Source organism: Ulvibacterium sp. (assembly GCF_965248315.1).
In the GTDB taxonomy this organism is placed as follows: domain Bacteria; phylum Bacteroidota; class Bacteroidia; order Flavobacteriales; family Flavobacteriaceae; genus Ulvibacterium.
This window is the reverse complement of the sequence record NZ_CBDFIX010000002.1, coordinates 1,389,993-1,416,510: the sequence shown is the minus strand read 5'-3', so window position 1 is coordinate 1,416,510 and position 26,518 is coordinate 1,389,993. Positions and strand designations below refer to the sequence as shown.

Annotated in this window: 22 protein-coding genes and 1 tRNA gene; 8 read left to right on the top strand and 15 right to left on the bottom strand. The window is 41.7% G+C overall.

Annotation, left to right across the window (positions count from 1 at the left end; all coding sequences use genetic code 11):
* Positions 1 to 7: 7 nt before the first annotated feature.
* The 12 genes from ACP2AF_RS07575 to ACP2AF_RS07520 form a co-directional block, all read right to left on the bottom strand.
* Positions 8 to 277, bottom strand: coding sequence for a type II toxin-antitoxin system RelE/ParE family toxin (locus tag ACP2AF_RS07575; RefSeq protein ID WP_425235629.1), 270 nt, complete (start codon positions 275 to 277; stop codon positions 8 to 10).
* A complete protein-coding gene (locus ACP2AF_RS07570; RefSeq protein ID WP_425235628.1) occupies positions 267 to 512 on the bottom strand; it encodes a hypothetical protein in 246 nt (81 codons plus the stop codon). Before ACP2AF_RS07570 ends, ACP2AF_RS07575 begins: the two co-directional genes overlap by 11 nt.
* Positions 513 to 543: 31 nt before the next feature.
* Positions 544 to 3,561 (bottom strand): DNA polymerase III subunit alpha, encoded by a 3,018-nt coding sequence (locus ACP2AF_RS07565; protein WP_425235627.1) that lies wholly within the window; start codon positions 3,559 to 3,561, stop codon positions 544 to 546.
* Positions 3,562 to 3,593: 32 nt separating this feature from the next.
* Complete coding sequence (locus ACP2AF_RS07560) at positions 3,594 to 3,953, bottom strand: four helix bundle protein (RefSeq protein ID WP_425235626.1); 360 nt, start codon at positions 3,951 to 3,953, stop codon at positions 3,594 to 3,596.
* A 41-nt stretch (positions 3,954 to 3,994) separates the two neighbouring features.
* Entirely contained in the window at positions 3,995 to 5,209 is a 1,215-nt protein-coding gene (locus ACP2AF_RS07555) for a DNA polymerase Y family protein (protein ID WP_425238016.1), read from the bottom strand.
* 70 nt (positions 5,210 to 5,279) lie between these two features.
* Positions 5,280 to 6,581, bottom strand: a complete 1,302-nt coding sequence (locus ACP2AF_RS07550) for a TolC family protein (RefSeq protein ID WP_425235625.1) — start codon at positions 6,579 to 6,581, stop codon at positions 5,280 to 5,282.
* The gene (locus ACP2AF_RS07545) at positions 6,568 to 9,714 is read right to left on the bottom strand and encodes an efflux RND transporter permease subunit (RefSeq protein WP_425235624.1); all 3,147 of its coding nucleotides are present in this window, start codon (positions 9,712 to 9,714) and stop codon (positions 6,568 to 6,570) included. The genes ACP2AF_RS07550 and ACP2AF_RS07545 overlap by 14 nt, the downstream gene beginning before the upstream one ends.
* A 12-nt stretch (positions 9,715 to 9,726) precedes the next feature.
* Positions 9,727 to 10,827 carry an efflux RND transporter periplasmic adaptor subunit gene (locus ACP2AF_RS07540; RefSeq protein WP_425235623.1) on the bottom strand — a complete coding sequence of 367 codons (1,101 nt, stop codon included), beginning with the start codon at positions 10,825 to 10,827 and terminating at the stop codon, positions 9,727 to 9,729.
* Between the two features lies 1 nt (position 10,828).
* Positions 10,829 to 11,188, bottom strand: coding sequence for a DUF4890 domain-containing protein (locus tag ACP2AF_RS07535; protein ID WP_425235622.1), 360 nt, complete (start codon positions 11,186 to 11,188; stop codon positions 10,829 to 10,831).
* Positions 11,178 to 12,158, bottom strand: a complete 981-nt coding sequence (locus ACP2AF_RS07530) for a DUF6268 family outer membrane beta-barrel protein (protein ID WP_425235621.1) — start codon at positions 12,156 to 12,158, stop codon at positions 11,178 to 11,180. The genes ACP2AF_RS07535 and ACP2AF_RS07530 overlap by 11 nt, the downstream gene beginning before the upstream one ends.
* A gap of 112 nt (positions 12,159 to 12,270) precedes the next feature.
* Complete coding sequence (locus tag ACP2AF_RS07525; RefSeq protein WP_425235620.1) at positions 12,271 to 13,524, bottom strand: OmpP1/FadL family transporter; 1,254 nt, start codon at positions 13,522 to 13,524, stop codon at positions 12,271 to 12,273.
* Entirely contained in the window at positions 13,514 to 14,848 is a 1,335-nt protein-coding gene (locus ACP2AF_RS07520; RefSeq protein ID WP_425235619.1) for a DUF4270 family protein, read from the bottom strand. Before ACP2AF_RS07520 ends, ACP2AF_RS07525 begins: the two co-directional genes overlap by 11 nt.
* 247 nt (positions 14,849 to 15,095) lie before the next feature.
* Between ACP2AF_RS07520 and ACP2AF_RS07515 the strand changes: the two genes are divergently transcribed.
* The 5 genes from ACP2AF_RS07515 to ACP2AF_RS07495 all read left to right on the top strand — a co-directional run bounded on the left by ACP2AF_RS07515 (position 15,096) and on the right by ACP2AF_RS07495 (position 19,265).
* A complete protein-coding gene (locus ACP2AF_RS07515) occupies positions 15,096 to 15,977 on the top strand; it encodes a DUF6268 family outer membrane beta-barrel protein (RefSeq protein ID WP_425235618.1) in 882 nt (293 codons plus the stop codon).
* Entirely contained in the window at positions 15,978 to 16,985 is a 1,008-nt protein-coding gene (locus ACP2AF_RS07510; RefSeq protein ID WP_425235617.1) for a Kelch repeat-containing protein, read from the top strand.
* A gap of 101 nt (positions 16,986 to 17,086) precedes the next feature.
* Positions 17,087 to 17,434, top strand: coding sequence for a DUF4907 domain-containing protein (locus ACP2AF_RS07505; RefSeq protein WP_425235616.1), 348 nt, complete (start codon positions 17,087 to 17,089; stop codon positions 17,432 to 17,434).
* A gap of 149 nt (positions 17,435 to 17,583) precedes the next feature.
* Positions 17,584 to 18,534, top strand: a complete 951-nt coding sequence (locus ACP2AF_RS07500; protein WP_425235615.1) for a sensor histidine kinase — start codon at positions 17,584 to 17,586, stop codon at positions 18,532 to 18,534.
* A gap of 2 nt (positions 18,535 to 18,536) precedes the next feature.
* Positions 18,537 to 19,265, top strand: a complete 729-nt coding sequence (locus ACP2AF_RS07495) for a LytR/AlgR family response regulator transcription factor (protein WP_425235614.1) — start codon at positions 18,537 to 18,539, stop codon at positions 19,263 to 19,265.
* 99 nt (positions 19,266 to 19,364) lie between these two features.
* Here ACP2AF_RS07495 and ACP2AF_RS07490 read toward each other — a convergent pair.
* A tRNA-Leu gene (locus tag ACP2AF_RS07490) sits at positions 19,365 to 19,448 on the bottom strand.
* 202 nt (positions 19,449 to 19,650) lie between these two features.
* On the opposite strand from ACP2AF_RS07490, the gene ACP2AF_RS07485 reads away from it, so the two are divergent.
* The 3 genes from ACP2AF_RS07485 to pth all read left to right on the top strand — a co-directional run bounded on the left by ACP2AF_RS07485 (position 19,651) and on the right by pth (position 22,041).
* On the top strand, positions 19,651 to 20,592 hold the full coding sequence (locus ACP2AF_RS07485; protein ID WP_425235613.1) for a ribose-phosphate pyrophosphokinase: 942 nt from the start codon (positions 19,651 to 19,653) through the stop codon (positions 20,590 to 20,592).
* Positions 20,593 to 20,667: 75 nt separating this feature from the next.
* Positions 20,668 to 21,330, top strand: coding sequence for a 50S ribosomal protein L25/general stress protein Ctc (locus ACP2AF_RS07480; protein ID WP_425235612.1), 663 nt, complete (start codon positions 20,668 to 20,670; stop codon positions 21,328 to 21,330).
* Positions 21,331 to 21,411: 81 nt separating this feature from the next.
* Positions 21,412 to 22,041 carry an aminoacyl-tRNA hydrolase gene (pth, locus tag ACP2AF_RS07475; protein WP_425235611.1) on the top strand — a complete coding sequence of 210 codons (630 nt, stop codon included), beginning with the start codon at positions 21,412 to 21,414 and terminating at the stop codon, positions 22,039 to 22,041.
* A gap of 6 nt (positions 22,042 to 22,047) precedes the next feature.
* Here pth and ACP2AF_RS07470 read toward each other — a convergent pair whose 3' ends face one another.
* Positions 22,048 to 22,728 carry a hypothetical protein gene (locus tag ACP2AF_RS07470; RefSeq protein ID WP_425235610.1) on the bottom strand — a complete coding sequence of 227 codons (681 nt, stop codon included), beginning with the start codon at positions 22,726 to 22,728 and terminating at the stop codon, positions 22,048 to 22,050.
* Positions 22,725 to 26,486, bottom strand: coding sequence for a reprolysin-like metallopeptidase (locus ACP2AF_RS07465; RefSeq protein WP_425235609.1), 3,762 nt, complete (start codon positions 26,484 to 26,486; stop codon positions 22,725 to 22,727). The genes ACP2AF_RS07470 and ACP2AF_RS07465 overlap by 4 nt, the downstream gene beginning before the upstream one ends.
* Between the last annotated feature and the right edge of the window lie 32 nt (positions 26,487 to 26,518).

The following is a 26,518-nucleotide window of genomic DNA, read 5'->3' as shown; positions in this document are numbered from 1 at the left end:
AGTAATATCAAAAATTCTGTTTTTGATTCAAAATCCTTAGGATTAAGATTTGGGAATCTTTTATTATGTAATGAATGGAATAGTTAAACCTTTCAAAGTTTAAAATGCGGATATTTCTATATTTAACTTGAAATGATTCTGGCATCGCCTTTAAAAACTGAAGCTGTTGAGAAAAATCGGTTAGAAATTCCCGGTCCAAATTTTTGCTTTTGTAAAAGCATTCCGCAATGCTCAATTCAATTTGTGCCTCTCTTGAAATATGAATCTTATAGGTCATATTTCTTCTCTATCTCTTCTATAGGGTTAAAGTCAACTTCTCCTTTTTGGACACGTAACAACATATCATCCATCATGGCCTTATATTCTTCCGAAGGTGATTCCAACTTACGAGCAGTTTCCTCAATGGTGTATTCCAATAAGCTCTTTAAGGATCGTTTTTGTTTTTTGGCCTCCTTTTCCAAAATTTGAAGTGCATTTTCATCTACATCTATCAACTTCCTGATTTTATCCATAATATATATATTATATATACAAATATATGCTTTATTCCTTAAGCTGTGAAATGGAATTCTTCCTCTCAAACACTTTTGTGCTAGTTTTCATATCAGCATACCGTGGATCCGGAATATAGTTCTGTTTTTGCATTTTAATGACCTCTATGCTTAAAAACCCAAACTCACTGACCACCTTTCCATAGAAGCGGTAAATTCCCTTGCCCCGAAAACGGTATTTGGCAGCCACAGGAGGAAAAAGCACCGTATCGAAAACCTTTCCCTGTTGATCCAGAAGCGTTGCAAAATGCATACGTTTTCCAGAATGTGTATTTGTATTTTTTACCGTAATCAAATAACCGTAAATATCGATATGCCTGTTGAGATAGCTTTCCAAGTTATGTTGACCGTTTGAGTTCTTAGGAGGTATTTCAAGCAATTCAAAAGGGCTACTCAAACAAAAACCCAATAACTCCCACTGCTCAAAAGCAGTTTCCAAAAAAGTGGTGTTCAATGGGGGAATCCTAAACTTTTGCCTTGTGGGCGGAAATAGTTTTGGGTGTTCCATCCTAGGATTCCTTGAAAGTGTTAAATAAGCCTTCCAAAGTATTTGGTGCTTGTTTATCCCTGTAAACCGAAATGCATCGATACGTATTAAAATACTCAACTGTTCCACGGAAATGACCACCCTATCCAGAAAATCCTCCAATGAGCTGAAAAGGCCATTTGTAATACGTTCCTTTACAATACGTTCCATGACCTGCCGTTCCAAATCCCTTAGGTACATCATTCCCAAGTAGATATGTTTGCCATAAATGCTATTTGCTACTTGGCTTTTATTGATACAGGGGGGATGAATCATAGCCCCCATCATCCGGGCCTCATGAATATAAAATTCCGACCGATAAAATCCACCCCCGTTATTGAGAACGGCCACCATATATTCCAGTGGAAAATAGGCCCTTAAGAATAGGCTTTGATAGCTTTCTACCGCATAGGATGCGGAATGACCTTTGGCAAAGGCGTATCCTGCAAAACTGGCCACCTGGTTCCAAATCTCAAAGATCAAAACGTCCTTATACCCCTTTTTTCTACAATTGCTAATGAATTTGTGCTTCACTTTTTGAAACTCCTCCCGGGAACGGAACTTCCCGCTCATACCACGACGCAACACATCGGCCTCGCCCAGACCCAAGCCGGCAAAATGATGGGCAACCTTTATTACGTCTTCTTGGTATACCATTACCCCATAAGTGTCCGGCATAATATCCAACATCACCGGGTGGGCTTTTTCTTGGGCCCTCCCCTCATGGCGATGACGCAAAATATATTCGCGCATCATACCACTTTTTGCTACACCCGGACGAATAATGGAACTTGCGGCGACCAGGCCCAAATAATTATCCACCTCCAGTTTTTTGAGCAACATACGCATGGCCGGTGATTCTACATAAAAGCAACCCATGCACTGCGCGGTCTTGATCAAAGTATTGATTACGGAGTCCTGAAAAAAAGTTTTGACATCATGAATATCAAAATTGGCCTCTTCAGGTTGGTTTTGGGCTACGATGGCCAAGGTGTCCTTTATCTTTCCCAAGCCACGCTGTGCCAGAATATCAAATTTGTAAAGTCCTACGTCCTCTGCGATGACCATATCAAATTGGGTTACGGCGAATCCCTTAGGAGGTAAAAAAGTAGCGGAAAAATAGTTCAAAGGCCGTTCACTTATTAAAATACCACTGGCATGAACGCTTAAATAATTGGGCATACCCTGAATCAATTCACCATATTTAAGAACAAGTTTGGAGGCACTGTCCAATTTGGAAAGGGAATAATGACCTTCGCTCAAAATGTCAATTTCCTCTTTTGGAAGTCCAAAGACTTTTCCCAATTCCCGGACGACTCCTTTTCGCTTAAAGGTAACATAGGTGCCTACGAGTGCAACATGGTCAAAACGGTCAAAAATATATTGGGTCATCTCCTCCCTATCACGCCAGGAGAAATCAATATCAAAATCCGGTGGATTGGCACGGTACAGATTAATGAACCGCTCAAAATAGAGATCCAGGTCCATAGGGTCTACATCGGTTATCCGCAAGAGATACGCAACTATACTATTTGCCCCACTACCCCGTCCTACATAATAAAAACCTCTTTTCCTGGCATGGGAAACGATATCCCAATTGATCAAAAAATAGGAAACAAACCCCATTTTTTTAATAATGCCCAATTCTTTCTCCAACCGCTCCTTTACGGACTTGTCCATTTTAGGGTATCTGTATGGCAATCCCTCTTCGCACAACTTTTCGATCAACCGTTCATCCTCTTCTATACTATTGGTAAAGGCTTTTAAGTTTTGTGGTTTCCTATTTTTTGAAAAATCGAAATGGATGCTGCACGCTTTCAAGAGACGTTCTGTGTTCTCAAGAATATGCGTGTACTCCGAAAATGCTTCGGCCAAATTCAGCATGGGAAACATCTTTTCATCGGCATCGGCCACCTCTGTTTCCGGAAGCTTGCTCAAAAGCACATTGTTATCAATGGCACGTAACAATCGATGCGCATTGAAATCGCGCTTATTTCGAAAAGTGACCGGTTGCTGTACTACCAATTTATCCTTAAGCTTTAACAATCTGGAAAAAGGAAGCCGCCTAAGGGTCTTGATGGAGATGCCTATAAATTCATTTTCCAAAAATTCATGTTGTTCGTTAAGCAAAACGGTTTCAAAAGGATAAACAACAAAGGCATTTTCAAATGAAGGGGCACGTTGCGGAATTTCCAATTCGTTCTGCAGATGATGCGATAAGAAGGCATTTAACTCTTGATACCCCGTATTGTTTTTGGCGATTCCCAAAAAACAGGGTTCTACCCCGTTCCTAAAATCTATTCCCAAAATGGGGCGTACATCATACTCCGGTGCCTTTCGAACAAAATTCAGACATGCCGAAGTGGTATTGATATCCGTGAGCACCAATTGTTTTATATGGCTTTGCTGTGCCAATTGCAAGAGGCTCAATTCGGAAAAAGTTCCGAAGCGCATGCTGTAGTATGTGTGGCAGTTAAGGTACATGGGAGGAAATCACAAATTCCAAATCACAAATCTCAATAGGTACTAGACTTATTGATAATCGCCGAGAGTATTTTCTTTATTTCCAAAGCTTCATTTTTCAATTCGTTGATTTTTTTTCGATGCGAATCATTCATGTCCCACAAAAGTCTCAGCCAATAACCGCTTTCCTTGGCCTCCTTTCTTGCAATCTTCATCCACATTAGAAAGTCCTTATCACCTAATTTTTCATTGGCTTCAATATAGTTTGCTCCAATCGAGCCTGAAGAACGAACCAATTGCTTTCCATCCTCAATATTGTTAATAGTTTTGGAAAAATCCCTGACAAGTAATCTACAGTCCCGGGCAAATACATACGTACGTTCTTCTAAATTATAAATCTTGCACTTTTTCATAATTTTGGAATTTGCGATTTGTAGTTTGATTTTTTCACCTTTCATTGTTTTCTATGTGCCAGTACAATTGGCGGTTGCCCATTAAAGGGATTGTGCATTCTACCAATAGTTTTGGCTCCCATGGCCGAGGCCCGAAAAACGCAACGATCCCCGAACCGATCTCTAACATGATCCATGGCTTGGTACAGATTCAGGGCTTCCTCGGTATCCTCGAATAGGTTTATCTGGTAATTGCCCGAAACCAGATGACTGAAACGAATACCGATCAGACGCACCAACATTCTTTTGCTATATAGCATACGGAATAGTTCCAAAATTTTGGGAAGCAGTATATGATCCGCACTGGTATACGGAATCCGCATCTGCTTGGAATAGGTGTTAAAATCGGAATACCGTATCTTTACGGTTATACATGCCGTAAGTTTATTGCCCCGACGTAGTTGATAGGCCAGATTCTCTGTCATGGCCATTAAAATTCCTTTAAGCTTTAGCACATCGATCGTATCCCTATCAAAGGTCCGTTCCGTAGAAATGGATTTTCTATCGCAAAATGGGACCACTGGCGTATTATCCATCCCATTGGCCCGCCTCCAAATTACAGTTCCGTTGGCGCCAAGTACACGTTGCATGATATCCACAGGCATCTCCTGTATGGTTCCAACTTTTCGTATGCCTAAATTTCTCAGCGTCTGGTAGGTCTTGTCCCCTACCATAGGAATCTTTTTAATGGATAGCGGGGCCAAAAATGGCTTTTCGAGTCCGAAATCAATTTTTAGCTGATTATTGGGCTTGGCCTCATTGGTAGCTACTTTTGAAACCACCTTATTGACTGATAGACCAAAAGATATGGGCAAGCCAGTCTCCATCCTTATTCTTTGGCGCAATTCCGTAGCATACTTGTAGCTACCAAAAAAACGATCCATCCCTGTAAGATCTGCGTAAAATTCATCGATACTGGATTTCTCAAAAAGAGGAACGCTCTCCTTGATGATTTCCGTAACTATATCCGAATGTTTACTATAGGTCCCTGCATTTCCCTTAATCACCTTGGCCTCCGGACACAGTTCCTTGGCCATCTTCATGGGCATACCCGAATGTATGCCATAGCCCCGGGTCTCATAACTACAAGCCGCTACTACGCCCCTATCCGTAATACCTCCTACCAATAAGGGTTTGTTCCGAAGTTCTCTATTAAGCAATCGCTCAACGGATACAAAGAAAGTATCCAAATCCAAATGAAGAATGGTCTTGTTCATGGCTATCCCAAAAAGGATAGCTAATATATGGAATATATCCAATTTAATGGATTATATCCATAAATATATTTTAATTTAATAGACTTCCTCCCAATTGAAGTAAGTTCACCTCGGCAATCTTTACATCATATTTGGCCCGGGCATAATTGTTCCGGGCATTGAACAAGTTGATCTGAGCCTGCCGGTATTCTACAGAGGTAATCTGTCCCAGACCATATTGCTTTTGGGTACGCTCAAAATTAAGTTTGTTGGTGTCTACATTTTTGGACTCCGCATTCAAGGTATATTGTGATATGGTATATGTTTCATAGGCATTTAAAATATCGGTCAATAGCTGATCTTTCACTTTTACCAGCTCTATCTCCCTATTTTTTTTGGTGATTTTGGCTGTCCTTACCCTGGCCATAGAGCTACCATCAAAAATGTTCCAAGATAGGTTTAGCCCTAAATTGATTCCATATGATTTATTGGCCAACGCAAAGGAAGTAGGTGGATTTTGGCTCTCGTTCCACTGATAAGAACCGCTACCACTAATTTTTGGGAGGAAACGCGCTTTATTGATTTTAATATCCAACTCGCTCAAAAGAATATTCTGTTGGGCCAGTATCATCTCTATATTGTTCTGCTCTGCGGATTTTAGAACATCCTGTTCTTGTAATTGCGCACTAAAGGTTACAGTGGTATCAATTTCAAAATCCGTGGTGACCTTTCGTCCTAACGCAAGGTTCAGGCTGCGTTTTAGGTTATTCAAATCACGTACCGCCTCTATATGGGCTATACTATCATTGTTTAAATCGACTTGGGCATTTAATTCATCCAATTTGGTTCCCTGGCCATACTTTAATTGCTTTTGTGCGCGTACCAGCCTGTCCTTGGAATTAGCCATGTTCAGTCCCAAATTCTCCACCACTCTTTTTTGATAGGCAACATTGAAAAAATTTTCATGTACTGAAATTACCGTATTTTCAATTTGTTGCCGTTCCTGTAATTGTGCCAAGGTGAGGTTTTCCTCATTCCTGTCCTGACCAAATTTTCGTTCCAACCCATCAAAAATTAAATACTCCGCCGTTATCGACGCATTGTATGATTCGGTAATAGCTCCATCAATAGAAGTAGATGTTCCATCAGAAAATGTAACACTTTGATTTTCATCCGAATAATTTATGCCGCCACTTGCGCTTAAACTAGGTAAATATCCACTGTTCAGCGTACTGGCCTCAACATCCGCTATTTGGGTATTGTTCCTTGCTATGCGAAGATCATGGTTGTTTTCCACGGCAGTGGCAATGGCTTCTTCCATGGACAACATATTCTGTCCTAGTGCCATTGTCCCGACCAGTAGGGCCATATATAAAAGATTATACCTTAACATGGTCTACTTTTAATTCTTTTATGGCTCGCTCCACCTCTTCACGTTCAGGGCGCTTTCTGGTAATCCAATACGTAATATATACTTTGATACTGTTTGAAAAAGAAAGAAATAAGGGCAGCATATATAAGGTCAGTAAAGTGGCCACTGCGATACCATAGGCTATTGATATGGCCATGGGAATCAAAAACTGTGCTTGCAGGCTCTTTTCCAGCATAAGGGGTGCCAATCCCGCTATTGTGGTAATCGAAGTTAGGAATATGGCCCTAAAACGAGCCCTACCCGTTTCGTAGAGTGCTTCGTCAAATTTTAGGCCTTCCTTAAGAAAGCTATTGAATCTTCCCGTAAACACCAATCCGTCATTTACTACTATTCCTATTAATCCTATAATGCCCAAATACGAGAGAATACTCATTGGGAATCCATGCAACCAATGCCCCCATGCTACTCCGATAAGGCAAAATGGGACTATGGCAAGCAATATAAATGGTTGGCTATATGAGCGAAAGGCAAAGACAATGGTCACATAGATAAGAAAAATCACGGCGGGCAATATATTAAAAGCAGATACAGAAATTTTATTCACCTCGCGATTCTGACCCTCGGCACTGACCATTACTTCCGGATACTTGCTATGCACCAAACCGGTGACCCGGGTTGTAAGATCCTGCATAATCTCCGAAGCACTTGCCTTTGGATTCGCCATATCCGCCTCGACCGTAATCTCCCGTATGCCGTCCAAATGGTTAATGGCAACTTCTCCCCTTTCAATGGTGTACGTGGCGATTTCGGACAATGGAATTCTCCCATTTTGTGCGGAAATTTGAATATTGCTGATGTTATTTATACTGGATCGGTCTTGTTTATTATAGCGTACCCAAATCTTCACCTCATCCTGACCCCTTTGAATCCGTTGTACTTCATTGCCAAAAAATGCGCTACGCACTTGAGCCATAATATCATTCAATGTCAATCCCAAAAGCTGGGCATTCTCCTTTAACTCCAAACGTATTTCCTTAACACCTTTGGGGCTGGTATCCACAATATCCTTTACATAGGGATTTTTTCTCAATTCCTCATAAATAATGTCCTTTGCTCCATTGATGTTTGCAATATCCTTTCCTTGCAGGGAGACCGAGATGGGCATCCCACCTACGTTTCCCCCGGAATTGAAGCTTAATTTTTCCACTCCCTTAAGCTCTCCCACGGCTTTACGAATGGCATCTGCAATTTCCGGAGATCCTAAAATTCTGGTTTCACTTGGTGAAAGATTTACGGTCATGGTAGAAGTAGAACTTCCTGGGCCTATTTGTTTAACTGTTGAAACGACATGGTCTTCTCCTATCTCGTTTTTTCCCAAATCCCCGTTCACTTTCCATACGCTGTTTTCTACATAGGTGGCCAGGGAATCGGTAATGTTTTTGTGGGTCCCTTGAGGGGTATCCAGAGTGATTCGAATCTGATTGCTGGCATTTGTAGGGAAGAACGTCAGTTTAATGATACCTCCTGCAAAAGCCCCTATGGTAAGGATAAATAGAAACAAAATAATGGAAAATGATATGAACTTGTTTCGCAATGCGAAACGAAACGATGGGGAATACACCTTATCCCTAAGGTAGTTTATGAACTGATCGCCCCATTGGTTGAATTTATAGGTCTTCCCCTTTCCACTCAAATCCTTGGAATGTGCCAAATGGGCGGGCAGGATCAACAGGGCCTCTATTAAGGATACCAAAAGGGTAAGGGTGACAACTACGGCTATATCCTCGAAGAAAGCCCCTATTTGTCCATCTAGAAAGAAAAATACCGAAAAGGCCAATATTGTCGTAGCAATGGCCGAGAGAATGGGAATCAACACATCCAGGGTACCATTTACCGCAGCTTTTATCGCCGGCTCCCCTTTTTCATATCGGGTATAAATATTTTCGGCGATAACGATACCGTCATCTACCAAGATGCCAATAACCAATATCATTCCAAAAAGAGAAAGCATATTAAGGGTAACCCCATAATGGGGCAACAGAATAAACATCCCGAAAAATGATATGGGCAAGCCAAAGGCTACCCATAGGGCCACCCCGGGCCTTAGGAAAAAGGAAAGTAGTAGAAGTACCAATATCATCCCGACCAGGGCATTTTCCAATAACAAGGAAATCCGATCTTTGATGGCTTCGGAAGTGTCCATCGTAATCTCCAGCCTTAGGTTATCATGGTCCCGGTTAAAATCCTCTATATATCCCCTTATCTTTTCAACACTGCCAATAAGGTCTTCCGTATTGGTGTTGGTAATCGAAATTTTTACTGCGGGTTGTCCGTTAAGACTTATTTTATTGGGAGTCTCATTAAAGGTATTTTTTATTTCCGAAATATCCCGAAGGTATACCTTCCCCCCATTGGCATTGGCCTTTACGACAATACCTCCTAAATTTTCCGCATAGTAGGCCTTATTATTGGCCCGGATCAAATACTCTTCCTTGCTAGTCTTTATGGAGCCTCCCGTAATAAATATATTAGCATCGGCCACCGAACGGGAAACCTCTTCAAACGTCAATCCATAACTTCTGAGAATTTCCTCGGTTACGGCAATCTCTATCTCTTCCTCTGGAAAACCGGAAAGTGCTATTTGGGAAACCCCATTGATTCTCAACAGATCCTCCTCAACTTCCTGGGCTGTCCTTTTTAGGATACTAAGCGGAACATCTTGCCCCGTAACAACAAACGCAATGGCCTCTCTAGTAGGTTTTAAGGTCTCAATGACCGGGGGTTCTGTACTTGAGGGAAATGAAGGTATCTTATCAACGGCATTCTTTACTTCATCCAGCACCAAATTGATATCGAAATCCGTCAACACTTCAATATTTACGGTTCCAAGGTTCTCCTGCGAAATAGATGTTATCCTATCCACCCCTTGCACTCCTTTCAGGTTGCGTTCTATTTTTTCTATCACACCCTCCTCTACCTCTTCTGGAGAAGCACCCGGATAGGAGACCGAAATACTTATGAAGCTTGGATCGGATAAGGGAAAAAAGGAAGAATTTAGTTTTTTATATCCCAAATATCCAAAAATCAAAAAACCTATAATGAAGATATTTACGGCAACGGGATACTTGATAAAATAACTAATAAATCTCTTCACTCTACCACGTATTCAATAGGTTACCTTCATTCCGGGATACGCATTGGCCACAACTTTGTCCAATAGCACCATGTCCTTTTTCAATCCCCGCACCACAACACTATCCCCAACATAATTTAAGGGCACCACTCTTTGCAATTGCAATACACTATCCTTTACCATATAGACATGATCGTTTTCCACCAGTAGATTACTTTCTATTTTTGAGACATCCAAAACAGGTTCCCCAAAAATCTCTGCCTTGAAATATTGCCCTTCCTTGAGTTGCTTGCCAGAAACCTCAACAACCATCCCTATAGTCTGCGTAGCCTGATCAATCCTACCATTGATCCTACTAATTTTTCCTGCATGGCCTTGGCTTCCGTCCAATGATATCAAATGCACCTTTTTCCCCACATCAATATATTTATTGGCCGCGGCAGGTATAGCCAGTTGAAGTTCAAAAATCGAAGGGTCTATAAATTCTCCCAACTTCTGTCCGCTGCGAACCAATGTCCCCACATTTACATCGGACTGTGTCACTATACCTGTAAAAGGTGCCTTGATATCATATTTGGAAAGTCGCTCCTGCAGATTTTTTACATCATAGTAGGTCTGAAAGACATTCTTCCCGGTAACAAAAAATTTCTCGGCACTGGAAACGGTTTTAGGAAGTGGTTCCAGCGAGCCATCTATATTAAAACTCTCGAGATAAGCCTCCCATTTTCTTGAGGCTTTGGGAAATTCAATTTCCATATCGGGCAACATGGCAACTATTTGATTGACCAGCGCACTTTTTTTTGATTGCAACTGTGCCTTATGTTCCCCACTATCTATACGAAGTAGGTCCTGTCCCGCATGGAACCTATTGCCTTCCCTAAAACGAGGGTTCATGGGTAGAAGTACTCCCTGGACCTCACTGAAAAGTTCAATTTTATTCTTGGCCGTTAAGGTTCCGGTCGCCTCAACGACAAACGGAAGTTCTTCGGGCGCCACCAAAACTGTAGAGACATATACTTTATCGGTCCTTTTCACGGCAACTGGCTCTTCTTGTCCCTTAGCCAAAAAAATGAAAGCAAGAACGCCCAGACCAATCAATACAATCCCAAAAATAATTCCGTAGGCTCTCTTCATGCTATCCTTTCATTTTTCCGCGCATATACTTCCGAATCTCTGGCCTTACCTGGTCCTCATATTTTTTCATCTGTTCCTTGGTGAGGATTTTGTCCAGTGCTGCCATTTTTTCCTTTCCTATCCTCTTCATGTCACCCATTTTACTGAACATAGAGCCTTCTTTATTCATCAATCCGGCCTGTTTCTCCGAGAATTCCAGATTCAATTCGGTCACCTGTTTTTTTTGTGATTCATTCAATTCCAATTCTTTGGACATAATTTTGGTCTGGTAGTCCGCCATTTCCTGTGGATCCATTTTTTGGGCGGTTATACACTGTATCGTTGCAGCAAGCAACAAAAGGATAGAAATTTTAGTTTTCATTATCGTCTGTATTAAGATTCTTATTTTGAGGGGGCCTTTTGAGGGCAAAACGTATCCCAAATTTGAAATAGGCACCACTACCGGGTTCTAAATCGAATATTTCATCATTTTCGTTATCCACAATTTTTAAAGTGGCGCCAGGTACAAAACCTCCCTCGGCCACAAAAGCGAGGTGTTTTGTAAATCTATAGCGATACAATAGTCTGGTATTGATTCCGTTAAACTGAATCTTGGTGTCCGTAAGTATTCTATTGCCATCCACGGCTACTGCGTTGGAGTTATTTCCAAAAAGACCTTCCGGTGAAACCATCGCTGAAATGCGATGTCTGTCATTGATTCTATAGTTGATTCCCGTAATCGGAAGTCCAAAGGAATAGCTCCAATGGTGGTTGAGTTTTTGACGTAACAATATGGCGGGCAGTACTCTGGGTTCACCAAATTGGGTACCATAAAATACCCCGAGCATCAAAACGGTATTTCTGTCAAAGTCGCCCCATCTCTTGTTAACAGCACCTAGGGCGTTGAATACCAAGTCTTCCGATGAAATCCCATTTGCAAAATTGGACATAAGGGTAGGGCCAGCAGATATCATCATAGTCCATTCATTTTTTAGAGGTCTAATGAATAAAAGATTAGTTCTGACCACATGCATGTTTTCATATGAAGAGAGATCAAGGACGTTCGTAGATTCATCAAAGGTAAAATCGAAATACCGATAGGTTAGCCCCAAGCCTATTATGCTTTTGCCGATAGGTTTTGCCAAATTAAGATTGACATTATAATTGTGGATTTCGGTCCCTCCCAAATCCGGAAGATACCCATAATCAATTCCTGCCAATTCCACTTCACCAGGTTCTTGCATCATAGGCATTTGGCCGTAAGCACCTATAGCCACAAGCCCCGCCACCAAAAAATATATCCTCTTCATTAGAAATTTTCCACCGAAAATATTCACTTCTACAATGCTCATGCAACAATACTAGACCACATAAAAGATAGGGTATACCAACAGACCAATTTTGACTACTAATGCCATTTTTATTTTTGTAGATAAAAATATCCCGTTCGTCCATAAAATCTACCTAGTCTATTCTACGTTTTCGGAACCATATATCCTTTAGGCTTAGGTTTATGTTTATAGTGTTTAAACGCTCTTCCACCAAAATACCCTCCGTAGAACCTCTAGTGGAACTGGAAAAGCCAATATTCAACATGGATAGGGTCCTGGCTCCCAAGGGGATGCCCAAACCGGCCGTTATACTATACGAATCAATAACATTTCCATTGATGCTGAGATAGCCACTATCATAATTGAACCCGGCCCGTATCCGTATCCGGTCCAAATAGTTGAAGGACCTGTCCGCCTTAAGGTATTCCACCCCGATCCCGTATATATATTGATCTACAAATTCCCCAATATTATCCCTTTGATCCGTAGCATTCCACAGTTTTAAGGTATAGTCCAAATTGACGTGAATTTTTCGGATAGGTGAGAACAATATACCAGTCCCCACTTCCAAGGGAAGGTCAAAACCGTCAATATCCAAATCGGTTTCATTCTCAACAGATGTTGGGATAAAGTCCAAGGTTTTCTCTACAAATCTATCCCGAGTCCCGGAAAGTGTAGTCGGGAGGCTTAGACTCCATCCTAAGGTAAGATTGGGCAAAAAACTGTACTGTAATCCCAACCCAAACCGAAAGCCATTATACTTGTTTTCTTCTGAAATGGTGAGTGTACTTTCGTTGACAAATCCGCTAAGCGCGGTTACCGTTTCCCGCTCCGAGATGGCCCCAAATAAAAATGAAACATTGGCTCCTAAGCGGAGTCTGTCCGTAAGACTACTGCCATAGGAAAGCCGTAAATCATTTAAAGATCCCGTTCCAAAGACATTACTTATAAACGGATCGGAGGATCCTTCCACATTGCTATCGATACCAATTAGCGAGTATCCAACATCGGAGTAGGGAACGACAGAAAGTCCGAAAGCCGATTTTGGCGTTATACTGGAAGCAATGGCCAGATTGGAAAAGTTACCTGCCACCCTTGTTTCCTCCGTACTTCGATTAGCCACTGTACTTATCTCGGCAAGGAATCCGAAATCGAACAGAAAGCCCTTTTCACCTAAAGCCCCCAATGCGGCCGGATTAAGATTGTTAATGAGAAAATTACTATTTAAGGCGTAACCCCCACGCCCCAATGCACTATTCTTTCCTATGTTGGAATTGGTAGATACACCAAGTCCGAAAAAGGAATAAGGGGATCCCGTAAGGTTATTGGTCTGGGCAACGATGCAAAATGGAAAAAGAATAAATGAAAACAGAATTCTATTCATCATAAATAGCATAAGTAATTTCCAAACGTGCCTCAAAATCGCTGTTGTTCTCCCCCTGCACAATGATGCGGTCTACCGTTTGATTAAAGTCCTTGGTAAATAATACAAGAGCATCCTCGGTTATGATAGATTCACCTAGCTTTTGGTCCACAAACACCCCAACGGGGACTTCATACACCACATCCGAAAATTCCTCGTTCGCCCCAGTAATCTTTCCAATGACAATACCTTCCCCTGTCCTTATAACCCGTGTAATGACATTGTTCTGGTCCAGTACGTTTACGTTTAACGAATCCCTTAGATATGTTCTCTCATCATGACTGGCACGCAAGGGTTTTAATCTTAGCAATGCACTCAAAACCGTACCCGTGCCCTCTATCTCATAAATACTGCGAATACTGGGGAAATCGACTTTGGTAGCGTACCCTGTTCCGGATTGTATATAGCTCAAATCATTGTTCCTTGAAGTAGGGAGTTCATCCTCCTGATTGGAAAGAGCATTCAACAAAGAGTCCGTGGAAAAATTCCATATTTTATTGAAGGCATTAGGAGCTTCGGGGAATGGGTTTATCGCAAAATCCAAAAATCTTTCTTCATCCTCAAACTCCTCGGGAACCGAATAAAAAAACCGAAGATATGTTCTTTCACTTTCCTTGCTAAAGCCAATGACAGAGGTATTATCGTTTTTTTCCGGGACAAGCGCAAATCCTTTGAAGTTGTCCCTTAAATCCTCATTGTCATTGATATCGTTTTGCTGTATGAGCCGAAATAGATTGTTGCCAAACTCAAAGGGCAAGGAAATGTGTAAAGAATCTTCATCAAAGGGTTCCGGGCGATACCTTCTTGAGATCAGGGGTAATGAGTCATATTCCAATTCGCTAGTATTGAAAAAGGCATCGTCATCGGGTTCTACCTCTTCTGTTAATAGATGCACATTGATATGGGAGACTAAAGTGGTATCATTATAGAAATAGCGGTCATATCCCAAAATCAAGGCCACACTGTCCAGTGTGGCATCGTCGGGAAGTGTATATGGAGCGGTTGCGTTTTCAGTGGTTGCAGCCGTTAATTCAAAGTAGGAATTGCACTCAATGGTACCCAGATATTCATCATTGTACTTCCCTACCAAAAGTCGCTCACTCTCCGAGGTATTAATACTATCAAACTTAATGGTAGACAATTTTACCGAAAAAGTATCCAATACCAGCACCCGTACATTGGAGGTGGTAAAGTCCTGTCCTACTTCCAGCGTAGGGATATCGGACGCATCTACGGAACAGGCTATGATACCGAACAAAAGCATTAAAAAGCAAAGAAACTTCCCCATTTTCAATGAATTAAAGGGGCAAATTAAGACGCAACGGTGACGAGCACGAAGAATTTTATACAGAAAGGAGAAATACATCTACCTATAGATATAATATATCTATAAAGTACTCCTGCGCCATTAGTAGGGGAAAAATAGAGGTTCATCTAGGAAACCTTAGGTTTCGTATATCTTTTTTTCAACGGCTGACGGTGCTATATACGTTTGGAAAAAAATAAGAGGATTGAAATACGTCTTTCTAATTGGTATGATAATTACTGCGCACAGGAATCCCATATATTGTCAAGAACCTCAAAATCATTTTGAGGGCCTATTTGAATATGGACTTATTCCTAGCCTGGGAGATACGAATTTGGAAAAGTACGTCTTTTCTTTGAACGCCATAAAAAATTTGAATTCAGGAAAGCTTCAGCTTGGTTTGGATTACCTGGCCCATACCTTCTCCTTTTACAATAGTAGCGCTGCAATTGGCACGGATTCTTATGACAAAACCCATACGATCCAACCAGAAATCGGATACTACCAAAACCTTGGTTCAAACTGGGCTATATCCGTTTCCCTGGACCCGACGCTGTCCTCAAATTTCAAGAATGGGCCAAGCAGCGAGGATTTTATATTTAACTGGTCCGCTTCTTTTTCGAAAAAATGGGAAAATGGGGATTTCCCGTTGAGCCTCGCCCTAGGGTTGGGCCGAGGGACATTTTTTGGAGAGCCCACCCTCTTTCCATTGCTATCTTTGGAAGGGAAAATTGCGGACAAATGGAAATATATCCTTGGATTTCCATATACGGAGGTCACATACATCATTAATGAAAAACACTCCCTAAGCTCCAAAGCCATTATGTCCGGAATCTATGCGAACAATTCCGAAACGGTTTCTGTCAACGGCCTAGAAAATCTTGAACATACAAAATTGGCATATAGTGGAATAGACCTTGGGTTGGAGTACAATTACTACATGTCATCCGGCTTTATTACAATCGTTAGAGCGGGATTCTCAATGGCCAATAGTCTGGAGATAATGGATTCGGAGGATAATCCCATACTTGATCTTGGGGCCGACTCCTCTCCTTACATTGTCATGGGACTAAAATATTCTTTAAACTTTACTAACAAATTGCGTAAATAAATGAATAATTCAAAATTAATTCTGCGAACACTAAGGAAATTTAGTCTTCCTATTTTTATGGTGCTACTGTTTGTTTCATGTTCCAATGACGACGATGATGATAGCGTTGGCAATTGGGTAGACCGCTCCATTTTTGATGGCACCCCACGCAGTGGGGCCTTTGCCTTTACCATTGGCAATAAGGGATATATGGGTACGGGTTTTGACGGGGACGATAGATTGACCGATGTTTGGGTCTATGATATGGATGGTAACTTTTGGAGTCAACTTGCCCCTTTCCCGGGCACTCCCAGAAGTTCTGCTGTTGCCTTCACGGTAAATGGCAATGGGTACATAGGCCTAGGTTATGATGGTGACAACGAACTAGGTGATTTTTTCCGATACAATGTAGCATCAAACACCTGGGACTCCCTTAATCTCTTTGGGGGATCGGCACGGCGTGGAGCCGTTGGATTCAACTCGCAAACCCATGGCTATGTCGGCACTGGTTTTGACGGGGACAATGATAAGAAGGACTTTTGGAAATACGACCCTACCAATGATACGTGGACCGAACTTGTAGGCTTTGGGGGAACCAAACGAAGGGATGGGGCCACATTTACTATTGGCAATAAAGTCTATTTAGGAACGGGAGTATCCAATGGCCTTAACCAGGCGGACTTTTGGGTATTTGATCTCGACACGGAATCGTGGAGCCCTTTATTGGATCTGGATGAGGATGATGACTACGACATTATACGCAATAATGCAGTAGGCTTTAGTATAGGGGATAGGGGATACTTTGCAACCGGAGATCCGGGATTTGGTGCCTCGGATGACATTTGGGAATACAACCCCTCTACCGATCTTTGGGAAGAAAAAACAGAATATGAAGGTGTTTCCAGGGAGGGAGCGATAGCATTCTATAATGGCGCTACTGCATTTTTGGGCCTAGGTAGAAGCGGTACTTTGTACCTGGATGATAATCGTGAATTCTTCCCAGATCAGGAAGAAGATGAAGATGATTGAAATATGAGTTTTCATAGTTTTTTTAATACTAGCTTTTTAATGGCACCTATCCGGGTTTCTTAAAACAACAAAACGAAATCCGGGTCGGTGTTCTAGTCCTTATGGAAAAAAGAAAACACGGTATCGCTTTTTTGATCATTGGCATTGTTGCATTGCTTGTAGGAATGTTATTGGATGTTAGCGATTCACAAACCAAATATGTTGAAACCGGTTATGGACTAAAATTGGCTAAAAATCCAACGGATAAAAGCTGGTACTACGAAATATATGCGAATGGAAAGCTTAAGATACGACAAGAACACGTTCCCGGAATATCCAAAAAAGTGCGATTTGCCTCCAAAATACAGGCAGAACGTATTGGGACGATTGTCCTAAACAGACTCAACAGTGGCCGGTTCCCCGTCATAACCGAACAAGATTTGGAGAAAAATGGAATTTCTTATCAATAATGAGTATCTTTTTTCGACAACTAGTAAGAGGTACTTTGAAAAGACATATAAAGATTAAGGAATTTTGGATTCATATTATCGTTTGGGCTTGCTTGGTATTGTTTCCTCTAAGCATATCATACATTGACCTTGGTGAAGTGCGCTTTGGTATGTTTTATAGAATACTATTGAACCCCATTTTAGTCTATATCAATTATTTAATATTGGTGCCCTACTTTCTCCTTAAAAAAGAGATTACACTCTATATTATTATTTCAATAACAGTATTGGTTCTTTTTAATTTCCTTATCAAATTCGTGCCCTTTCCTCATGTCCCAATAGATAAATTTACCGAACTGATACAGAATACGGAGATGCACCCTCCTAGAAAACCACCCCATTTCATAAAGGACATGCAGCCATTGAAAAGACTACCCTATTTCATGACCGCCATTATCTCCCTGACCTTTTTCCTTTTGGGAGGTGTATTGGGACTTACCAAGGATTTCTACAGAAGGGACCGTGTGAACAGGGAAGCCGAAGTGCAGCGAAAAGAAACCGAGTTACAATTTTTAAGGGCCCAATTGAACCCCCATTTTTTGTTCAATTCATTGAATAGCGTTTATTCCCTGGTAAGAAATAAGTCCATTGAAGCTCCCGAGGCCATTATTATGTTATCGGAATTAATGCGCTATATGCTCTATGAGGCAAAACAGGAATTGGTACCTCTTTCCAAGGAAATAGATTATATCAAAAACTTTGTGTCACTCCAACTATTACGGTTATCCCATAGTGAAAACGTAAAAATCAAAATTTCAGGGGATTATCAGGATAAGAAAATTCCACCCTTATTATTAATTCCATTCGTAGAGAACGCATTTAAATACGGAACTGATTTCAAGGGAAGGACAGACGTGTCCATTAACATGGAATTGATCGGGGAAAGTTTATTTTTTATTGTAAAGAACAAAATCGGGGTCTACAGAAAAGACGAAAGCAATTCCGGTATCGGACTGGAAAATATAAAAGGTAGGTTGCATCTGCTTTATCCCGACCAGCATGTCTTGAAGATTGATAAAACGGATGGCTTTTACACTGTTCAATTAGAACTAAATTTATAAAAATGAATTGTATCATAATTGACGATGAGCCTTTGGCATTGGGCATTGTTAAATCCTATTGCGAGGAGTTGGGCGGTATAGAGGTTTTGGGAACCTTTACCAACCCGTTGGAGAGTATAGCACTTTTTCAAGAAGGAAATGTGGATTTGGTATTTCTGGATATTGAAATGCCTCAAATAACCGGGATAGAGTTTGTAAAGACCCTGGACAAACGACCTTTTTTCATTTTTACCACGGCCTATCCCCAATATGCCATAGAAGGTTTTGAACTCAATGCCGTGGATTATTTGGTAAAGCCTATACCGTTTCCAAGATTTGTAAAGTCCATAAATCGTGTAAAAGAGTTAAAAATGCTCAAAAAAAGCATAGAAGCAAAGGAAGGAAACCTTTCATCGGCCAGTGGTGGGCAGCTTTCTGACAATCAATTTATTTTTGTAAAATCGGACTATGGCAATGTTAAGATTAGAATGGAGGAAATCAAATATGTACAAGGTCTTAAGGATTATTTAAAAATCCATACTTTCGAAAGAAAGCCCATACTTACCCTGATGAATTTCAAGGATATAGAAATGAAACTTGCCAACGCCGATTTTGTACGTGTACATCGGTCCTTTCTTGTAAATGTAAATAACATAGACTCCATCCAACGTAGTAAAATAGTAATGGACGATATCCGTATCCCGATCGGGGAAAGTTATAAGGACGAATTTATGAGGAGATTGGGTTTATAGCCGGATATTTTTACCAGTTAAGCAATCATTTTACTTCAAAAAAGAAGCGAGCCCCATTTTGAAGCTCGCTTGAATTTCCACTATTTTGTGGTTTATTCGTACCTCGGGTGGGAATCGAACCCACACGGTATTGCTACCACTGGATTTTGAATCCAGCGCGTCTACCAATTCCGCCACCGAGGCATTTAAATGAAATACGGGGCATCTACCTCCCGATAATTATCGGGACCGCCACCGAGGCAAACGGACTGCAAAGCTAAAAAATAGTTGCTACTTTCAAAGTAAAAATATCAACAATTATCCTTTACCAACCCGAATAAATTTCTAAATTTGCACCTCCTTTGTAGAAAGGGTATTTAAGAAACTAGAGCACAAGACATTAACCATGCCTTATCAAGTACCTGAACCCAAAATTTTTGCTTGTACACAGAGTACGGAACTTGCCAAAAAAATAGCAAAATCCTATGGTACGGACTTGGGCAATGTGCTCTTCTCCAGATATAGTGATGGGGAGTTTCAACCTTCTTTTGAGGAGTCCGTACGGGGAGCACGTATATTCATTATTGGATCTACTAATCCCAGTTCGGAGAACTTAATGGAAATGTTATTGATGTTGGATGCCGCCAAACGTGCATCCGCCAGACATATAACGGCAGTTATGCCCTATTTTGGATGGGCCAGGCAGGATAGAAAGGATAAGCCAAGGGTCCCTATAGCGGCCAAACTGGTGGCCAAGATGTTGGAAGCCGCAGGAGCCACACGGATCATAACCATGGACCTGCATGCCGATCAAATACAAGGGTTTTTCGAAAAACCTGTGGATCACTTGTTCGCATCTACCTTGTTTTTGCCCTATCTAAGGAAATTAGGTCTAGAGAACCTCACCATTGCCTCACCGGATATGGGGGGATCCAAACGGGCCTACGCTTACTCCAAGGCATTGACCAGTGATGTGGTCATCTGTTATAAACAGCGTGCCAAAGCCAATGTTATATCGCATATGGAGCTTATTGGGGACGTTAAAGGAAAAAATGTTGTGCTTGTAGATGACTTGGTCGATACTGCAGGAACATTGACAAAAGCGGCAGATTTGATGATGGAACGAGGTGCAGTTAGCGTACGTGCCATAACCACACATGGTCTGCTATCCGGGGATGCGTTTGATAAAATTGAAAAATCTAAATTGAGGGAATTGATCATCACCGATTCCATTCCTATAAAGAAAGAAAGTGGAAAAGTAAAAGTATTAAGTTGTGCCGAGCTGTTTGCGGATGTTATGCACAGGGTACATCATAACACATCCATAGCATCCAAGTTTTTAATGTAAAAATTGTCTTCTGTCCATCTTACCGAGGGCGGAAACAAATCAAACGAGAGGAACTATTAATTTTTAATTCAAATAATGAAGTCAATTACAATTAAAGGATCAGAAAGAGAAAGCGTGGGCAAAAAGGCAACAAAGGCCCTACGTAATGCTGGAAAGGTTCCTTGCGTAGTGTACGGAGGGGAAAAACCATTGCATTTTTCAGCAGATGAACTAGCGTTCAGAAATTTGGTTTACACACCCAATGCACACACTGTTGTGGTTGAGTTGGACAATGGAGAAAAGGTAGATGCCGTAATGCAGGATATCCAGTTTCATCCTGTAACGGACAGAATTCTACATATTGATTTTTATCAATTGTTCGCCGACAAGGAGGTTACTATGGATATCCCGGTCCGTCTACAAGGAAATTCCCCAGGGGTTCGAAATGGTGGCCGTCTATTGTTCAGAAAACGAAAACTGGCGATCAGGGCCTTACCTGATAAACTTCCGGATTTCTTTGATGTTGATATTTCAAAATTGAAGATCGGTCAAAATATTTCCGTAGAAAGCTTATTGAATGATGATTTTTCAATTCTTCATCCGGATACCACTGTAGTGGTTCAGGTTAAAACTGCCCGTGCTGCCGTCGAGGTCGACGATGAAGAGGAAGAAGAAGGAGTTGAAGGTGAAGAAGGGGCTACAGCAGAAGGCGCTGCTTCCGAAGCACCTGCAGAGACTGCTGCTGAAGGCGCAGAATAGTTTTGTAAAGCATCTTTTGCGAAGCATCCCGATGACTGCATTGGGATGCTTTTGTATTTTTGCGAAAATCTTTTTAGAATTATGTTCCGATTCCTAGTATCCCTTTTCAATTGGAGCGCACCCTTACTTGAGGAAAAAATACCCATGAAAAAGTTTTTGATCGTTGGCCTTGGAAATATCGGAGCAGAATACGAAGAGACACGCCATAACATTGGTTTTAAAATATTGGATACCTTTTCACAAAAAGGAGGGTTTGCCTTTGAGACCGAAAAACTCGGCGAAGTCGGAACCTTAAAAATTAAAGGTAGGAGCATCCTCTGTTTAAAACCCTCTACCTACATGAACCGAAGTGGCAAAGCCTTAAGGTACTGGATGGAAAAGGAAAAAATACCTCTGGAAAATGTATTGGTGGTAACGGACGATATTAATCTACCATTCGGGGTCCTTCGGCTCAAGGCCAAGGGAAGTGACGGAGGGCATAATGGATTAAAAGACATTCAACAAATTTTGCAGACCACTACATACAATAGGTTCCGTTTTGGGGTTGGCTCGGATTTTGGTAAAGGAAGACAGGTGGACTATGTTCTAGGCGAATGGAATTTGGAAGAAAAAGAGAAACTAAAGGAACGTTTGGAAAAATCCACCGAGCTAATTCGCTCTTTTATATTATCCGGAATAAAGAATACCATGAACACCTTCAACGGTACTTGAATAGCATCAAAAAACCTTAAAGTCAAAAATCCCGGAGTCAGAACTATTCCCGGCCTCGTCCTTGGTCACGACTTGCCAGTAGTAAATCCCATTTGACGAAACACTTACCTTTACCTCCATATCTCCGGCGGCAGGGGAGGCAATCAAGGTCTCTGGCGGCGTTTCCGTAGAAAAATACACTTCGTAACTGGAGATATCGTTATCCACATCGGCCCCTGCCCAACTTAAGGTAACTTCATTATTGATATCCTTAAATACATTGGCGGCCATTTGTGGTTCAACAATTTCCGCCGGAAAGGGAGCGTAGTTGGTTTGGGAACCTGCATTATAAAATCGCCATTCTTCACTTATCGCTGTATTGGGGGAACCAGAATTTTTAGAAACGACTACCCATGAATAGGGAACACCCTTGGCAATAGTGACACTGGCGGAAGGAGTTTCCACAAAGGCCGTCTGAGTGGTTCCCGTATTTAAGTTGGTAACCCGAAGTTCATAGGATTCCGTATGATCGGACGGCTGCCATAGAAACTCCACACGACTTGTTGTTTCGCTTAGGCTTTGTCCTGTTGTACACTCCGAATTCCTTTCCGGAAAGACTAAAGAAGCTTGCTCAGGTGATTTAGGTGAATCCTTTTTACCACACCCTATAAAAAGAAAAATCATTGCTATTGGCACCAATAATCTCATCGTTTTACAATTTTGGACGCTCCGGTTATCCCCTCGCCCCTATAGCGTATTAAATACGTTCCGGAAGGTAGAGTGGATAAGTCCAATACCAATTCCGTTCCATTGACCTGATATTTTCCATTATGGACCAATCGTCCATTTAATGCAAACACCTTAACCGTTAGTTCTCTAGGCGTTTCGCCTATAAAGATAGTAATGAAATCCTCAAAAGGATTTGGATAAACTATAGGACCATCCGAAACAAAAATCCGTTCTTCATAAATTCCTTGACAAGTTTTGTTGGTAGATACCTTTAGGGTATTGATTCCATTCTTTAAGTCCAAAGCAATCGCGGATTCGTTAGTCCGTATACCTTCCCCGTTTAGCTCTATAGTGTACATGTCACTTCCATCCATTTCCAAAATGGCCTGTTTGCCGTCCGCCGAAATCTTGGATGAGACGCTCAAAGGATCCGGTTCAGATATGACAACCTCAAAACAATGCTCCAAATAATCGATTGTGCCGTCCGAGCCTCCTATACATACCTCATAAACCCCAGGTGCAAGACCCCCAAATGTATAAGAATTCGTAAATATATCCGACTCATTCGTTCCGTTTCCGATAATCGTTATGGTATAATCCAAGGGAAGATTGGCCGAAATCTGTAGACTCCCATCAGCGTTATTTCGACAGGCGGTGCTTTGAATCGCAATAGAAAAATTAGTGCTAGGAAACCTATACACAGGACAACCGGAAGAGTCTACTTCCGTTCCGGCCGGAGTTCCCGGACAAAGGTCATCTTGGTCAAAAATTCCATCATTGTCTTCATCAGGTCCAAACTCTCCTTCAATACAAACTTCAAGCGAAAAAGCTTTTAACGTACCCCCGTCGGATGGTGCATTGTCGGATATGGTCAGCGTCCACTCTCCCAATATGGATTCACCGTTAAAGGAGCTTAGGGATCCCAAGGGCTTTACAGTTCCCCCTATGGCAGGGTTTCCTCCACAAACAAAGCTGGTGGCACTGTCATCAAAAATGGCATCGATATTATTAAGTTCTCCACAAGAACTGGAAACAAGAACAACTGTAGTACCGGAAGGTGAGGTTAAACTAACCACCAAATCCGCCAAGAAAGTGTGGTCCAAATCCAGTCTTACATTGATATCGGCCAAAGCCAAGTCTTCAAAGAAAGCTATTTTGGAAACTATAGTAGGAGTACCTGTTGAAGATATGGCCAAGGGCAAGCCACTGCCAGTTTCGTTCTTACAATTAAATTGAATGGTGGTAAAACTAAAAGGGCTACCAAAGATACCTTCACCACACGGATTTTTTGGTTTCACCCTCCAGAAATAGGAAGTTTCATTATCCAAATTAGAAGGTAGGTATGAATTGGAAAGTACCGTTGTACTTTCTACGATATTCGAAAAAGCAATATCGGTAGCAATCTCTATGTCATAGGAAACATACAAAGGATTTTCTTCCCATTCCAACGGAATTCCCGTGGAAGTATCTGTTGACCCATCTGCAGGAGAAACCAGCACGACTTCCGAAAAGGAAGTGTTATAAACGTTCAATTCCAAAGTTATTTCAGTAGATTGGCTTAAGGAGGTAGCCAGAACAGGTATGCTATAACTTCCGGTAGCCACACCTGCGGTATTTGAAAAGATAATGTCTACCGAGGTACCATCGGCAATAGCTGTTTCAGGTGAAAATGAAATATCCAACCCAGCAGGTGGGGTAGGGACACTAAAGGTGCTTTCCTCATTGAACCCTAAAAAAGTTTCGTAATCGAATGTTACGATCAAATCATCGGATTGACATACCTCATACTCCAAATTGGAAAAATTGAGAACAACCTCCGAAGCTTGTATTGTAAAATCCGTAGAATTTACGGCAAAAAAGATATTATTATTGGCTTTTACCATAATCCTAGCCTGCGTTGTGGCATCACCGGGAATCACCACATTGTGGCTCCCGTCATTAACTACATTTTCTGCCAAGGGCATAGGAAAGGTAAGTCCTCCATCAATGGACAACAATATATCAACGGTTTGTGCATTTACGACTGCGTTGTCCGTATCGGCAACGTCCCACGTTATTTCCTGTACGGATCCCGCGGCATAAATCTCATTGTTAGCCTGTGAAGTTACCATAAACGGCCCTGCACTATTGGTAACGACAACGTTTACCAAATCGGACACCACTTGTCCCCCACCCATGGCATTATCCCTAACCGTAAGTGCAAAATTCATTTCCCTTTCCACGTCCGAAACCGTTTCCCAGGCCGAGCCTTCCGGAGGGTTCGTTTGAGTAAGATTCCCTTCCAATACCCTGGATAATCGCGGAAAATAACGAGTTGGATCCAATGAAGGTTTTAGGGACCGAAAATTTGCTCCTCCTGGATTTGTGGGGCCAAAAGTCGCCCTGTTTACCACCCCATCGTCCACTTGTTCCCAAGTATATGTTAGCACGTCCCCAACATCTGAATCAGAAGCACTTCCGGTAAGGGCAAAGGCGGTGGATTTGGGTATCGTGAAATTTCCGATAGGGGCTATCACCGGTGGATTATTGGTAAGGGGCAGGGTTTCGGCGCAACTTACGGATTCCAAATAATCCGCCATTTGAACTATGCTATAATAATGGAAATAATCATCCCCATTTGGGGCAACATTATTGTTTAAGGTAATTCCGGCATAGCCCATAATAGTTGTACCGCTTGCGGGCTCGGCCTGTACCTGTGTTCCTTCGGATTCAAAGGACCAGGTATGGTTGGCGCCAAACTGATGTCCCATTTCATGGGCCACAAAATCAAGATCAAAAATATCTCCCTCCGGCTCCGGGGATGCGGCAAAGGCACTACCTTTTCTGTTATCAATACAAACCGAGCCTACAAAGCCTGCATTTCCTCCTGCTACATCATCATGGAACAAATGCCCTATGTCATAATTCTCTGCACCGATGATATCGTTAAGTGTAGTTTGTACCTGAAAATTCAAATTTCCGTCATATGGATCGGTCTCGGCATCCGTAAATATCACTTGATCGTTATTGGCCACCAACTCCAAAGTTATGGCCAGATCTGTTTCAAAAACTTCGTTGACCCGGGTAATGGTAGCATTGATAGCAGCCAACGCATCCACAACCGTGCCTCCGTGATGGTCCGTATACTCCCCGGTGGCGGATACCGCCAATCTAAACTTACGTAAAACCTGTCCGGTAACCGGCCTCATGGCCCGCCCAATATTTTTTTGAACCATGGGAAGGGTGCTACAAACGAAATCCATATCACGGGAGGCATTGCCTTCCCGTTTGTAGACCACATATTTTCCATCACTCGTTTTTTGCATGAAGGTATTCCCTTTGGCATCAGCATGTACCATCATACTCTGAATACCCCTGTGCGAGACACTAAACCGTATTTTTTCCTGCCCATCAAGACTATGCCCAACGTACGATTTAATAAAGGGGTATTTTGCTGCCAGTTCCGGAGATAGTGTTTGTGCTTCGGTAACCTTAAAGGGAATCGACTCTCCATTTTCATTGGGAAAATTGACTATTTTGGTCTGCTTTCCCGATTTTGGAAAACTTTGCAGTTCGGCCTTAAAGGCTTTCTCGTTAAAAGAAAGGAATGTCCCTTTTTTTATTTGAAAGCGTTGGTACACTTTCCCCGCGGCAACATTCCCTGAAGTTTCCTTTTGCCAATGTTTTTGTTGACCTGAAACGTAAAAGGAGAGAAATAATATGGTAATTGAAAAAACAAGGCGTAATTTTGTAGCCATTAAGGGGTTTTTAGCTCAAAATCAAATATAAG

What these genes read in the sequence shown, in the direction of transcription:
- ACP2AF_RS07550 (WP_425235625.1), bottom strand. Translation starts at nt 6,581, where the DNA reads ATGTTAAGGTATAATCTTTTATATATGGCCCTACTGGTCGGGACAATG.
- ACP2AF_RS07560 (WP_425235626.1), bottom strand. Translation starts at nt 3,953, where the DNA reads ATGAAAAAGTGCAAGATTTATAATTTAGAAGAACGTACGTATGTATTT.
- ACP2AF_RS07530 (WP_425235621.1), bottom strand. Translation starts at nt 12,158, where the DNA reads ATGAGCATTGTAGAAGTGAATATTTTCGGTGGAAAATTTCTAATGAAG.
- ACP2AF_RS07555 (WP_425238016.1), bottom strand. Translation starts at nt 5,209, where the DNA reads ATGAACAAGACCATTCTTCATTTGGATTTGGATACTTTCTTTGTATCC.
- ACP2AF_RS07485 (WP_425235613.1), top strand. Translation starts at nt 19,651, where the DNA reads ATGCCTTATCAAGTACCTGAACCCAAAATTTTTGCTTGTACACAGAGT.
- ACP2AF_RS07525 (WP_425235620.1), bottom strand. Translation starts at nt 13,524, where the DNA reads ATGATGAATAGAATTCTGTTTTCATTTATTCTTTTTCCATTTTGCATC.
- ACP2AF_RS07565 (WP_425235627.1), bottom strand. Translation starts at nt 3,561, where the DNA reads ATGTACCTTAACTGCCACACATACTACAGCATGCGCTTCGGAACTTTT.
- pth (WP_425235611.1), top strand. Translation starts at nt 21,412, where the DNA reads ATGTTCCGATTCCTAGTATCCCTTTTCAATTGGAGCGCACCCTTACTT.
- ACP2AF_RS07510 (WP_425235617.1), top strand. Translation starts at nt 15,978, where the DNA reads ATGAATAATTCAAAATTAATTCTGCGAACACTAAGGAAATTTAGTCTT.
- ACP2AF_RS07470 (WP_425235610.1), bottom strand. Translation starts at nt 22,728, where the DNA reads ATGAGATTATTGGTGCCAATAGCAATGATTTTTCTTTTTATAGGGTGT.
- ACP2AF_RS07520 (WP_425235619.1), bottom strand. Translation starts at nt 14,848, where the DNA reads ATGGGGAAGTTTCTTTGCTTTTTAATGCTTTTGTTCGGTATCATAGCC.
- ACP2AF_RS07495 (WP_425235614.1), top strand. Translation starts at nt 18,537, where the DNA reads ATGAATTGTATCATAATTGACGATGAGCCTTTGGCATTGGGCATTGTT.
- ACP2AF_RS07500 (WP_425235615.1), top strand. Translation starts at nt 17,584, where the DNA reads ATGTTTTATAGAATACTATTGAACCCCATTTTAGTCTATATCAATTAT.
- ACP2AF_RS07570 (WP_425235628.1), bottom strand. Translation starts at nt 512, where the DNA reads ATGGATAAAATCAGGAAGTTGATAGATGTAGATGAAAATGCACTTCAA.
- ACP2AF_RS07540 (WP_425235623.1), bottom strand. Translation starts at nt 10,827, where the DNA reads ATGAAGAGAGCCTACGGAATTATTTTTGGGATTGTATTGATTGGTCTG.
- ACP2AF_RS07505 (WP_425235616.1), top strand. Translation starts at nt 17,087, where the DNA reads ATGGAAAAAAGAAAACACGGTATCGCTTTTTTGATCATTGGCATTGTT.
- ACP2AF_RS07515 (WP_425235618.1), top strand. Translation starts at nt 15,096, where the DNA reads ATGATAATTACTGCGCACAGGAATCCCATATATTGTCAAGAACCTCAA.
- ACP2AF_RS07480 (WP_425235612.1), top strand. Translation starts at nt 20,668, where the DNA reads ATGAAGTCAATTACAATTAAAGGATCAGAAAGAGAAAGCGTGGGCAAA.
- ACP2AF_RS07535 (WP_425235622.1), bottom strand. Translation starts at nt 11,188, where the DNA reads ATGAAAACTAAAATTTCTATCCTTTTGTTGCTTGCTGCAACGATACAG.
- ACP2AF_RS07465 (WP_425235609.1), bottom strand. Translation starts at nt 26,486, where the DNA reads ATGGCTACAAAATTACGCCTTGTTTTTTCAATTACCATATTATTTCTC.
- ACP2AF_RS07575 (WP_425235629.1), bottom strand. Translation starts at nt 277, where the DNA reads ATGACCTATAAGATTCATATTTCAAGAGAGGCACAAATTGAATTGAGC.